Here is a 12,148-nt window from a genome sequence, read left to right on the forward strand (position 1 = left end):
AACTTCCTCCTGCCTTCAGGATAGAACCCCGGGAGGGAACATGGCTGAAACAACCAAACCTGCAATCGAAGTCGGTGAAGAAATGGTGGCCGGCTTTGCCAAGAAAGGCCTCGGACAGATTCGGCCGGCAGATAATCGCGACCGGGGGGACGGCCCTTTCCGCCGCCTCGTACTCCGGAGCGCGATGGTCATTGATGGGACCGGTGCGCCGCCGTGGGGCCCTGCGGACGTTGCTATCGAAGGCGACCGCATCGTCGAAATCGCCGCGGTCGGAGTGCCTGGTCTTCCAATCGATTCAGCCCGTCGCCCCTCTGCGGGCGACCGCGAAATCGACTGCACCGGCAAGTTCATAACTCCCGGCTTTGTCGACAGTCATGCTCACATCGGAACGCCCTTTCACGCGGAAAACGGCGAGATGTTGCCAGCCGATTACATCTACAAGCTTTGGCTTGCTCACGGCGTGACTTCCGTGCGCGAGGCCGGCTGCATGAACGGTCTCGCATGGACGTGTGAACAGAAAGCGGCGGCCGACTCGAACCGCATTGCTGCGCCGCATCTCTACCCCTACGTTTACTTTCCCGCAGTCAACGACTACCTCAAAACGATTTATACGCCGGCTGAAGGCCGTGAATGGCTCCGGAAGGTGCGGGACAAGGGTGCCGAGGGGGTGAAGTTCTTCGGCGCACCGCCTGCAATCATGGAGGCTGCGCTCGATGAGTGTAAGCAGCTTGGACTTCGTACCTGCTGTCATCACGCACAACTCTCCGTCGGTCGGATGAACGCACTGAAAACGGCACGGTGGGGCCTCACAAGCACCGAACATTCGTATGGGCTGCCAGAGGCTCTTTTCGACGGCCCAACGTTGCAGCGCATCGACGACAGCTACAACTACAACGACGAATATCTGCGGTTTGCAACTGCAGGCCAGACCTTCCTTCAGGCTGCGCGGCCAGGGTCGCAGACGTGGAACGATGTACTCGATGCTTTTCTTGAGTCTGGGCACACGTTTGTCCCGACGATGAACGTCTACGACAGCAATCGGGACCTAATGCGTGCGCGCCGCGCCGAGTGGCATGAGTCGTACACGGACAACACCACGTGGAAGTATTTTCAGCCTCAGCGCGGGGGACATGGTGCGTATTTCTATCGGTGGTCCGTGAAGAACGAGGTCGAGTGGCGAGATAGTTTTCGCATATGGATGCAGTTCATCAACGACTACAAGAACCGCGGCGGACGTGTGTGCCCTGGAAGCGATTCTGGATTCATGTTTCAAATCTACGGATTTGGCTTTGTGCGGGAACTCGAACTCTTTCAGGAAGCCGGTTTTCTGCCAATGGAGGTTCTCCGTGCTGCGACGCTGCACGGAGCAGAGCTTTTGGGCATCGAAGGCGAAGCGGGCCTGCTGGAGGTTGGTCTTCGCGCAGATTTGCTGGTCCACAATCAGAACCCTCTTTCCGATTTCAAACTGCTCTACGGAACAGGGGCTTTGCGCCTGAATGACGAGATTCGGAGTTTGGAACAGCAACGTTCGCTCGAACTTACCGTAAAAGCAGGGGTTGTGTTCGATGTTTCGGAACTGCTCAACGATGTGCGTTCGATGGTCGCCGAGACCTGGCCAGAGGGACAATCTCCGTTCAGAAATGAGGCCAGATAATGTCGACGCAACGGTCGCCCACACAGTTCGTCATCCTTGCCGGGAAACTGGGCAGCGGCAAAACATCGTTACTTGAAGCGCTCTTGGAATCCAGCGACGCTACCTCGACAACTGGCATCATCGTCAACGAAGTCGGCGCCGTGAATATCGATGGTGCCGTGCTTTCGCAATCCGCTCGTGGCATTTCAATAGCTACGCTGAGCAATGGCTGTGTCTGCTGCTCGTTGACGAATGACCTTGTCACGACGGTAGAGGACCTTGTCGCCTCACGCGAAGAGCAAAGCGCTCCACCGTTCGAACGAATCATATTGGAGTGCAGTGGACTTTCACGTCCAGGTCAGGTGATGGGCTCGCTCGCCCAGCTATCGCAGCTGGGTCTACGGGTGCAGATTGTGGCGACCTACGATTGCAGCCGCCCACCGCTCAGCGACGACGACTTCGACGACGCCGTCGCGCAGCTAACCGCGGCCCACAGCGTGGTGCTTACCAAAGTGGACCTCGTGAGTGCAGAGATGCGGGTCATGTCGGTTGAGCGCGCAAGGGGGCTAAATCCGCTCGCGAACATAGTCAACGAAACCACGTTGACGATTCGGGCGCGGGCTGCGTTTCGGCCCACTGAAAACCTTCGAGACGTAACTGTTCCTGCTTCGGAGAGCCGCCAAGGAACAGCACGCGCTCTGTTCCACCCACGCGTTGGCGTATTTCGAGCCCGCTTTCTTGAGACGCCCGATTGGGAGCATGCACTCGACTGGTTCGAGAATATTGCTGGCGCGATGGGCGACCGGCTGCTGCGCATGAAGTCCATTATTGCTGACCCATGGCTAAAGGACCGGGTGCTGCTGCAGAGTGTCGGCAGTACCTTCGCCGCGCCACGGCGAATAACGGGATCGGACCTGCCGGACATGTCCGCGGTCTTTATTGTTCGGGATTGCAGCATGGAAGAGCTGGAGGCCATCCCAACAGAATGTGATGTGCGCTGGACGTCTTTGTAAAATTAAACAGATGAAAATCGAATCCGCGAGGCGCGCGATGAGCGACCCGCGGACACGCATATCGGGGATACTTATGCGTAGGCTTAACTTTTCGCAGAAACTGGCACTTCCGCTTATTGCCAGTCTCGTCGCGCTGTTTGCACTATCCGCGTTTGATGCCTACCACGTTCGCCAGCTTCAGCTTGCATTACGACAGGAGCAGTTGGAGCGCGTGACGGACGTCGCGATGAGCATCGTCAAGGACTATTACTCACTTTCACAGCGTGGAATGCTGGACGAAGCCACAGCAAGGCGTCAGGCGCTCGAACGCCTCCAGGCTCTGCGCTATGGCGGCGACGGGTACTTCACAATCACCGATTCGAACCAGGTTGGCGTGATGAACCCAACCAAGCCTGAGTCTAACGGCAAGAGCATGGCCGGGGTAAAGGACTCGAATGGCGTTCTGATATACGAGAAGATTGTGAGTGCAGGTCAATTCCAGAATGGGAGTTTCATCAATTATGTGTGGCCGCATACGGGACAGTCGGTGCCAGTCCCGAAGGTGGCCTTTGTGCGACGCTTCGAACCCTGGGACTGGATTGTCACTACTGGTGCCTACATCGACTACATCAACGCTGAATTCAAGGCGTCACTCCTTCATTCTGCATTGGTTGTGGCGACGATTGGCAGCGTTCTGATTCTTCTCATGGCAATGTGCAACCGGAGTATCCGGAACACGCTCGGGGGCGACCCAGAAGACGCGGCAAAGGCAGTTCAGCGGATGTCTCGCGGTGAACTGTCGGGGACGATAGGTGTAAGACATGGAGATAATGAGAGCCTCATGTTCGCTCTTGAGAGCATGAGGTCAAGACTGGTAACAACCATCGTCGCAATTAAGGACACAGCTCAAGGGGTGTCGTCAGCCGCGCAACAAATTTCGGCTGGCAATCTGGATTTGTCGGCCCGCACCGAGAACCAGGCTGCGTCGGTTCAGGAGACGGCCTCAAGTATGGAGGAGATGACGACGATGGTCCGGCAAACCGCGGACAACGTCGCCAAAGCAACGAAAATGGCCGAATACGCATCTGCTATCACACACACGGGTGGCACGTTGGTAACGGAGGTTGTGACTGGCATGGCGAATATCTCTAGCCGGTCATCCGAGATGGTAGAGATTATCGGCACGATTGAAGGAATTGCTTTTCAGACGAACATCCTTGCGCTCAACGCAGCAGTCGAGGCCGCACGAGCGGGCGGGAGTGGACGTGGTTTCGCTGTTGTCGCCGGTGAAGTGAGAACGCTCGCGCAGCGGAGCGCTACGGCTGCGAATGAAATTCGAGACCTCATCAGCGATATATCGGCTCGGATTTCTGCAGGCTCGAATACGGTGGAGCAAGCTGGACACACGATGAAAGAAGTGGAAGCGTCAATCGCTGGGGTCGTCCGCATCGTTCATGAAATCGCGAGTGCAGCAAGCGAGCAGAGCTCGGGTATCGACGAGGTGAACCGCGCAGTTTCACAAATTGACGCGGTGACCCAGCACAATGCTGCGCTGGTGGAGGAAGCGGCCGCCGCGGCGGGCGCGTTGCACGAGCAGGCGTCACGCCTATATGCTGAGGTGTCGCACTTCCTGACGGCATAGTGGCCGTGCAGTCCTACGGTCCGGAGCACGGATTTGGGTGTTCCGCGACCGTTCCGGGGTGACTTATTGACACGCCTCGGCGTCAGCGCTGTATGGTTTCGCTGCGTCAAACGTGGTTATCGACCCAAGCGCGTGCCCATTGCAGGCCAATTTGCTCTGCTGCCGACTGGGAGTCCACAACGCCTAGAATGCCTGACGCTTCGATATACTTGCCGCCCATGGTGACAGTACCGCTCTCTGCATAGCGGCCGCCTTCGAGGGGCAGCTCTCGAAGGTTTTGTCGCATTAACGTGGTCAAGTAAAATTCGTCTACCGCAACGCATGACAAGCATGATGGCAAAGACGAAGTCGCCGCGCAAGACGCTGCCCGCTGGCATTGGCAAGGTACTGAAGCGGCTGCACTACCCGCTGGACGTGATTCTCCTGTGCGTCCGGTGGTACGTGGCGTACTCGCTGAGCCTACGTAACCTCGAGGAAATGATGGCCGAGCGGGGTATCGAGGTGGATCATTCGAGCGTGCACCGGTGGGTTATCAAGCTGCTGCCGGTGTTTGAAAAAGCATTCCGCAAACGCAAACGGCCTGTCGGCAAGAGCTGGCGCGTTGATGAGACCTACGTCAAGGTCAAAGGCCAATGGAAATACTTGTACCGTGCCGTCGACAAGGCGGGCAACACGGTGGATTTCCTGCTGCGCGCCCATCGTGATAAGGCCGCTGCTCGCCGCTACTTCGAGAAGGCGATTGAACAGAACGGTGAGCCCGAGACAATTACCGTGGACAAGAGCGGCGCGAATCTGGCTGCACTTGAAGTGCTCAATGCCGAGCGTTTAACGCCGATCAAGGTCCGGCAAAACAAATACCTGAACAACGTCGTCGAGCAGGATCACCGGGCCATCAAACGTATCATCAACCCGATGATGGGGTTCAAGGATTTCCGGTGTGCGCGCATCATCCTGTCTGGCATAGTGATCGCGCACATGATCCGTAAGGGACAGATGTGTGACGATGGTGTTGCATCGACTGCTGCCGAACAATTCTATTCTCTCGTGATATAAGCAATCCTCTTCATATCAGGGGACTGATCGTTGCATCGTCGTTAACGCGACACAACCGCATCTTTTAATGAAAGTCAGGTCGAGCACCCGCAACGGGGTCAACCGCTGCGGTGAGCACGGCCCGATTTCTCCTGCGTTCCCTTTGTCTATTTTTATGAACGCTGCGCCGACGCTTTTGTCGGCGCGTTTCGCCGGTTGACGGCTTATGCGGACAGCTTTTGCATCTCGGCGAAGAGATCGGCTTTTCCTTCGAAGCCGATGCCGGGCAGATCGGGCATGGTGATGTAGCCGTTTTCTACCTTTACGCCGTCGGGGAATCCGCCGAACGGCTGGAACAGGTCCGGATAGGATTCGTTGCCGCCCAGACCAAGGCCGGCTGCGATATTCAGCGACATCTGGTGGCCACCGTGCGGAATGCAGCGACTGGGCAACCAGCCGTGTTGGTGCAGCATGTCAAGCGTACGGAGATACTCGACGAGGCCGTAACTCAAGGCGCAGTCGAACTGCAACCAGTCGCGATCCGGACGCATGCCGCCGTAACGGATCAGGTTGCGGGCATCCTGCATCGAGAACAGGTCTTCGCCCGTCGCCATCGGTTTGTCGTAATAGTTGCGAAGCGTTGCCTGCAATTCGTAGTCGAGCGGGTCGCCCGGTTCTTCGTACCAGAACAGGTCGTATTGCGAGAGCGCCTTCGCGTACTGGATCGCTGTGTCGAGGTCGAAGCGGCCGTTGGCGTCGACGGCAAGTTTCTGGCCGTCGCCCAGCACTCTCAGGATTGAGTCGATGCGGCGCAGATCCTCATTGAGCGAAGCGCCGCCGATCTTTTTCTTCACCACCGTATAGCCCCGGTCGATGTAGCTGCGCATCTCGTCTTTCAGCTTCTCGTGATCCTGCCCCGGGTAGTAGTAGCCGCCCGCTGCGTACACGAAAATCTGGCGGTTGGGCTGGCCATTGCCGTAACGGTCTGCCAGCAACTGGAACAGTGGCTTCCCTTCGATCTTTGCAACAGCATCCCAGACTGCCATGTCGATCGTGCCGATCGCGACCGACCGCTCGCCGTGGCCGCCCGGTTTTTCGTTCGTGAACATCGTCGCCCAGATCTTGTGTGGATCGAGGTTGTCGCCTGCATCGTTGACGAGCGTGGCAGGATCAGCTTCGAGAATGCGCGGAATGAAGCGCTCACGCATCAACTTGCCCTGCCCGTAGCGGCCGTTGGAATTGAAGCCGTAGCCTACAACCGGTTTCCCGTCCCGGATGACATCCGTCACCACGGCGACGAGGCTCAGCGTCATCTTGCTGAAGTCAATGTAGGCATTCCGGATGGGGGAGCTGATCGGAATGGTCTTTTCGCGGATTTCAACGATTTTCATGGCACTGTCTCCTGAGTTTTCGGCACGTATTGCACGCTTCGAGCTGCAATGGAACGTAGCTTATCCGCGAAAACACGCGCTATACTTCGCCTAATTTCATTTCATTGTTTACCGTAGGTGAATTACGGAAATGGCAACCGACATCGCATCCGATTTCGATTTTTTTATCCTTCTCGCCCGACTGAAAAGCATGTCGGGAGCCGCGCGGGCCCTCGATCTGACCCCGCCAGCCGCAACAAAACGACTGGGGTTAATTGAGCAGAAACTGGGAGTTCGACTGGTCAACAGGACAACCCGGAACGTGAGCCTGACACCTGAAGGCCAGACTTACCTGCGCTACGCGACGCAGATCGTTGGGCAAGTTCGGCAGATGGAGGAGGAGATAACTGGCACTCGATCCGATCCCCACGGTCTTCTGCGGGTCAACGCGACACTTGGTTTCGGGCGCACAACGATCGCGCCGTTGGTGTCTGATTTCGCGAAGCGCTTTCCCAAAGTGGAAATCCAGTTCGAGGTGACCGACCGGCCCATTGATCTGGTGGCGGATGCGTTTGATATGGCAATTCGCTTTGGCGAACTCCCTGACAGCCGCCTCAGCGCCCGGCGCATCATGAGCAATCGTCGCTTCCTTTGCGCTTCGCCGAAGTATCTGGAGCGTTTTGGGACGCCGGAGCGCGTGGAGGATCTGGTTGAACATCGTTGCATCATCCATCGCCAGAATGACGACGCATATGGTGTGTGGAGGTACATACGGGACGATCACCTGGAAGCGCTGAAAGTCAAAGGAGCGCTTTCGAGTAATGACGGCGATATCGTCTTACGGTGGGCACTGGACGGGCACGGAATATTGATCCGTTCCGAATGGGATCTCGCGAAATATGTTCAGAGCGGTCGGCTAAACCTGCTGTTGCCCGACACCACGCTGCCGTCTGCCGACTTGTTCGTGTATTACCCGAGTCAACGAAATCAGACTGCACGCGCCAGAGCGTTCATTGATTTCCTGGTTGACCATTTCAAGGCGCCGTTCGTCCCGGTTGAAACAGGAGCTTTGATTTACGCCCAAAAAAAGCGGGCGTCACAGAAGGCCTGAGCAATTGAAGGCCTCTATATTGACCGTCCGTTTTACGCACGTCAGCGCCTATTCGCGTCAAATTATCAACTGACTCTTGTTGGCCGACTGCGGCAGTTCAGATATCTTCCCCGATTAACTTGAACTGCCCTTTGCGGCTGAAGTGCAAAAGAAGTGCCATCAAATATGGGCCCCCGTTGTTTTTGGAACGCTGCCGGCTGGTTCACAGCAACAAGCAAATTCCCCGAAGTCTCACACCGGATTCCGTTCAGTTCCGCCTCGTCGGCGTTGCCTGAACTGCACGCGCATAAGGCAATTTCATCGTTCGCCGTGGCGCGCTCGCCTTCTCCGACACCGATACAAGATCGCCAAGTGCCGCGGCAGCGCCCGGAGCGTGTGCCAGTAGCCACGCCGTGACGACATCATCCTGCATCCAGCCCCTGACGAAGCTCGCGGCCAGAGCGAGACAGTAAAGGTCATCGTGATAACCGGGAGTCAGGAACTGCACTGTCTCCTGCATATGCGTAAGACCCTTTTCCAACCCGGAGAGCAGTTTTACGCCATGGCGGTCAGACTGCCTACCGCGCGGATCGTCGGCGCGTTGTGATGCGGGCGTGGCCGCAAGCAACGCACGCGCAAGATCGCCCGAACAGTTGTCCGCGCCAGCCATCACGCGCGCTGCGGCCAGTTGACGGGGACCTTTCATGCGCCTGAGCGCTGACGTGGTGCGCTCCGGTAGCCGGTACCCGGCCAGCACGGCGAGCGCCTCCGGACAGATGCCTGCCGGAGCGGCCTGCCCGTCCGCGGAGTCTGCGGCGCGGGCGACGAATCTGGCGGGTCGGCAGGTTGTCATGAATCCCCTCCGTCCAGCCGGTCCCGAAGCAGACGTGGCATCGTCACAAACCCCTGGCCTCTGAGCAGCGCGACAAACGCGGGATCGGACAACAGTTCGCGCAGTACGTTTTCCAGAATGGTCATCTCCGCCCGAACCGATTCGATCCGTCGGAGAAGCGTCTGCTGCCGGGCGCGTTCGAGCCTTAAAACCTTTCGCGCTTTCGCTTCGGGCGTTGATTTCCGGTTCGCGGGGCACCGATCGTCTCGCAACGAGGCCCGAGCTTCGTCCGCAGGGACAGCCAGATCAGGGCTAACCGGATTCGCGCGTTTCATGGCATTGACCTCGTCCCCGAATTAGGAGCCGCTGGCAGCACGTCAAGCGGAACCGTCTCCGCCAGCGCGAGCAGCGCTTTCAGATCAGCGTGCCGGTACGCTTCGAAATGGGACTGGCCATGACGGAACACCACGGTGTATTCACCTGCGCGAAGACTGCCACGCGGCAGGATGTGGAAATCAGACAGTTCGGTGCCGTCGCGCTCAATGCGTCCGTACACCAGAAAGTCGATCGCGAAGCAGTCTGGCCAGCGGGCGACCCAGTACGGCAGATGCCCCTGGATCATCCATGGACGACGCACGACCAGTTGCATGCGCAGCGCGCCGTCAATGCACAGCGTGCCGGTGTGCTTTTCATACCGGACGTCATGTCCGAGTTCACGCAACATTGTAGTGACGCCATCGGCGACGCGCTGTTCCATACGCCGCTCGACACTGCGGTTTTCGGAGCGCGCGGGATCGAGGTTCGGTGCATAGCCGATGACCTTGTACGCCTCGTTGAGACTGCCAAACTCGTGCGCCACCTGCTCCGCTGACGGGGCGCTCCGGTAGCGCTTCAGCAACTTCTGGTTGAGCCTGCCTGTTCGGCTTATTACCTTGCGCATGCCCTCGACGATTTCGTCGCGCGTCGGTCGGCGCCTGCTTTCCGCAAGCTTCGCCTGAACAGTCGCAAAGAGCTGTCTGTCGACTACGGGGGCAAATGCACCGGTCACCCTGATCCATTCATCAGGTGGCAGTTGCTGCCATGGACCATCGAGTTTTGAGGTCGTGCGGCTGTAGACATTGGTGCCGATATATTTTTCGTTGCGCAGAATCTGCAATACGTTCTGCCCCTGCCACGGACGCCCGTCGCCATTGACGATCCCGAAGTCATTCAGACGCCGTGCAATCCCGGCCGCCGTCACCGCTTGCGTCGCATACCACTCGAACATCCTGCGCACGATCGCTGCTTCGCCCGTGGTGTCCGGGACCACGATGACACGGTCGGTCTGCACACTCTTGTATTCATGACGGGCAAGCGGCTGTCGAGCCTCCGCGCGGGCATTGACGAGCACACGCCGCAGGCCGTATCCCACAGGCCCCGCAGTGTGGTACCCACGCTGCACGTTCAGACAGTGGCCAAGAAATACCTTGCGCGACATCTCCCGGCTGAATTCACCGGCCATTGCCCGCTTCATCGCTTTCATTACCGATGAGAGTGGACTGCCGTCGTTCTCGAAGGGCTCGGCGATATAGACCACGCTCACGCCAGCCCGACGGCAGGTGTATTCATAGAAGGCGCTCTCATCGACATCCTGGAAACGGCCCCAGCGGCTGACGTCGTACACAAGAACGCTGGAAAACCTCCGGGCAGGATTTTCCACATCGAGCAGCAGCTGGATCAGCGCCGGGCGATCGCGCAACGTGAGACCGCTGATGCCTGCGTCTTCGTAATCGCGCACGATCCGTATGTTGTGTGCGGCGGCATAGCGGGCAATCGCTTCGCGCTGGAAGAGCGGAGAATATTCCTGATGGTCGGTAGACATGCGAATGTACTGCGCGGCCCGGGGCGGCGCAGCCAGGCGGGTGGAACGCGTCGGGGCGGAGGGCATGGACGCTCGACTGACGGTAAGCTTCAGTGCTAGTGTTTGTCGCTGTGAAGTCAAGCTCGGCGTCAGTGTCTGCCGGGAAAGCGGACCAGAATCACTCCCCCGCGCCCCGTCCCAGTCCGGGATCGGCGGTATTCACTGCAACGCGATACCTGCCATCCCCCCGGACCAGCAATTCGCAAGGTTACGAACGCGCGAACCCGCGGCACCATGCTCACCGTATGCGATAGAGCCGATGATCGAACCTGATGGACTTGACGACGAAGCACGCGCGGAGCTGCTTTGCTACCTTGCAATAGCCCAGCTTGTTGCGAGGGCGCGCGGCGGTGACTGGCTACGCACCGATCACCTTGTGGAGTCGACGCGCATCTGGCTTGCGGCAAACGGCGCGAACGCGGGCTGGCGGGAGCGGGTACGGCTTGGCGCGCTCTCAGAAAGGATCGCACTCGGCCTCGCGGGTCTGCCGGATTTCAACGATGCGCAGTACCTCGCCAGGCTGTTCACCGACGGCTGGAGACCGGACTATCGATCGTCTGTTGTACGCGCGATCCACGCAACCTGTGTGGCCGAACTGAACGGGCAAGCATGACCTGCGGGTCGCGGTTCCTTTCAGCTCTTTAACTACGACGAAGCTGTCGCACCCGTTGAATCGAACAGCCGCCCATAGCACAGTACCGGAATCGACCGGGATCGAACCGGTGTGCAGCTGTTTGCTCCGTGAGCGGTGCATGTCCGGCGGCGATAATCTTCTGGGCGGTCGGCTGGCGAGGGCTGGCAGACGCGGATGAACGACGCCCTAGGCGACCACACCAAGTCGCACGGCATGATGTAATGTAGGCCCGCTTCGCCGGGTTTTTTGTTTCGTAGTCTCCGGTTGGGACGGTTGTTGCTCCCGGAAACGCGGCACCGGATCGAGCCGGATCGTTGCGCGGCAACTTATTTCGCGTGTTGCCCGAAGATTACTTTCGCATATTGATCAGCACATGCGACAAGCCCAATCCTGTTGCGAGATGCCAGATATAGATACGCGAGTAGCGCACACCGAACTTCGTCTCGACGGCCGCTCTAAGGCGCCCATTCGACCAATGGTCAGCATCAATGCCCTGCTCCCGGGGAGACTGCCGTAACGCTGACGCGATCCAGGCAAGCGCCGCCGCGTCGATGGTTCCAGGTACTCGTCGGATCGGCGCCTTGCGCGGTTGCATCCGGTCAAGCAACCCGAGATCAATGGTGAGTTTCCGGATGTACACGTCGGAAAACCGGAGGCCAAATTCGCGCTCGATAACAGTCAGCAATTTTGGATTTGACCAGCGATCCGTTTCAAAACCGTGCAATCGGGGCGACCCCTTTACCGTCCTGACGATCCAGGCTCTAGCCTTGTCGTCCAGCGATGATTTTCGTCCGCCCATGCTGATGCTTTCTATTTTTTCGATGCCTCCTGCATCCAGCATGGCTTTGTAGTCCTTGACCGTTCGAACGTTCATCCCCACGGTCTCGGCGACGCTCTCAACAGGCCAGCCTCTCTCGAGTAGTTTTGCTGCCTGAAGGCGCTTTGCAGCGATTGGCTTCAGCCCGGAGGTCGAACTCATGAGGTCTGCGGAAGTTTTGATGGCATATTTTTGCACAGAACCGT

11 protein-coding genes and 1 pseudogene are annotated in these 12,148 nt (G+C 58.3%); 7 read left to right on the forward strand and 5 right to left on the reverse strand.

Going from position 1 to position 12,148, the window contains the following annotated elements; genetic code table 11:
- Positions 1 to 40 precede the first annotated feature (40 nt).
- From GH665_RS36170 to GH665_RS36185, 4 genes are all read left to right on the forward strand, one after another.
- Positions 41 to 1,654: an amidohydrolase family protein gene (locus tag GH665_RS36170; protein ID WP_153141832.1), complete on the forward strand. Its 1,614-nt coding sequence runs from the start codon at positions 41 to 43 to the stop codon at positions 1,652 to 1,654.
- A complete protein-coding gene (locus GH665_RS36175) occupies positions 1,654 to 2,646 on the forward strand; it encodes a GTP-binding protein (RefSeq protein ID WP_153141833.1) in 993 nt (330 codons plus the stop codon). The genes GH665_RS36170 and GH665_RS36175 overlap by 1 nt, the downstream gene beginning before the upstream one ends.
- A 10-nt stretch (positions 2,647 to 2,656) precedes the next feature.
- Positions 2,657 to 4,267: a methyl-accepting chemotaxis protein gene (locus tag GH665_RS36180; RefSeq protein ID WP_167531054.1), complete on the forward strand. Its 1,611-nt coding sequence runs from the start codon at positions 2,657 to 2,659 to the stop codon at positions 4,265 to 4,267.
- Positions 4,268 to 4,600: 333 nt separating this feature from the next.
- Positions 4,601 to 5,320, forward strand: a complete 720-nt coding sequence (locus GH665_RS36185; protein ID WP_153142477.1) for an IS6 family transposase — start codon at positions 4,601 to 4,603, stop codon at positions 5,318 to 5,320.
- A gap of 203 nt (positions 5,321 to 5,523) precedes the next feature.
- Here GH665_RS36185 and GH665_RS36190 read toward each other — a convergent pair whose 3' ends face one another.
- Positions 5,524 to 6,690: a mandelate racemase/muconate lactonizing enzyme family protein gene (locus GH665_RS36190; RefSeq protein ID WP_153141835.1), complete on the reverse strand. Its 1,167-nt coding sequence runs from the start codon at positions 6,688 to 6,690 to the stop codon at positions 5,524 to 5,526.
- 130 nt (positions 6,691 to 6,820) lie between these two features.
- On the opposite strand from GH665_RS36190, the gene GH665_RS36195 reads away from it, so the two are divergent.
- Positions 6,821 to 7,780, forward strand: coding sequence for a LysR family transcriptional regulator (locus GH665_RS36195; protein ID WP_153141836.1), 960 nt, complete (start codon positions 6,821 to 6,823; stop codon positions 7,778 to 7,780).
- A gap of 247 nt (positions 7,781 to 8,027) precedes the next feature.
- Here GH665_RS36195 and GH665_RS36200 read toward each other — a convergent pair whose 3' ends face one another.
- The 3 genes from GH665_RS36200 to GH665_RS36210 are packed head-to-tail and all read right to left on the reverse strand — an operon-like array spanning position 8,028 to position 10,572.
- The gene (locus GH665_RS36200) at positions 8,028 to 8,612 is read right to left on the reverse strand and encodes a plasmid partitioning protein RepB C-terminal domain-containing protein (RefSeq protein WP_153141837.1); all 585 of its coding nucleotides are present in this window, start codon (positions 8,610 to 8,612) and stop codon (positions 8,028 to 8,030) included.
- A complete protein-coding gene (locus tag GH665_RS36205; RefSeq protein ID WP_153141838.1) occupies positions 8,609 to 8,926 on the reverse strand; it encodes a hypothetical protein in 318 nt (105 codons plus the stop codon). Before GH665_RS36205 ends, GH665_RS36200 begins: the two co-directional genes overlap by 4 nt.
- Complete coding sequence (locus GH665_RS36210) at positions 8,923 to 10,572, reverse strand: recombinase family protein (RefSeq protein WP_246216486.1); 1,650 nt, start codon at positions 10,570 to 10,572, stop codon at positions 8,923 to 8,925. Before GH665_RS36210 ends, GH665_RS36205 begins: the two co-directional genes overlap by 4 nt.
- A gap of 178 nt (positions 10,573 to 10,750) precedes the next feature.
- Between GH665_RS36210 and GH665_RS36215 the strand changes: the two genes are divergently transcribed.
- Both GH665_RS36215 and GH665_RS39750 read left to right on the forward strand, forming a co-directional pair.
- On the forward strand, positions 10,751 to 11,104 hold the full coding sequence (locus GH665_RS36215) for a hypothetical protein (protein ID WP_153141839.1): 354 nt from the start codon (positions 10,751 to 10,753) through the stop codon (positions 11,102 to 11,104).
- 165 nt (positions 11,105 to 11,269) lie between these two features.
- Positions 11,270 to 11,347, forward strand: a pseudogene (locus GH665_RS39750) (BrnA antitoxin family protein); the annotation flags it as partial.
- A 127-nt stretch (positions 11,348 to 11,474) separates the two neighbouring features.
- On the opposite strand, the gene GH665_RS36225 reads toward GH665_RS39750, so the two are convergent.
- Complete coding sequence (locus GH665_RS36225; protein ID WP_153141840.1) at positions 11,475 to 12,104, reverse strand: helix-turn-helix domain-containing protein; 630 nt, start codon at positions 12,102 to 12,104, stop codon at positions 11,475 to 11,477.
- Positions 12,105 to 12,148 lie beyond the last annotated feature (44 nt).

The organism is Paraburkholderia agricolaris, from assembly GCF_009455635.1.
Lineage (GTDB): Bacteria > Pseudomonadota > Gammaproteobacteria > Burkholderiales > Burkholderiaceae > Paraburkholderia > Paraburkholderia agricolaris.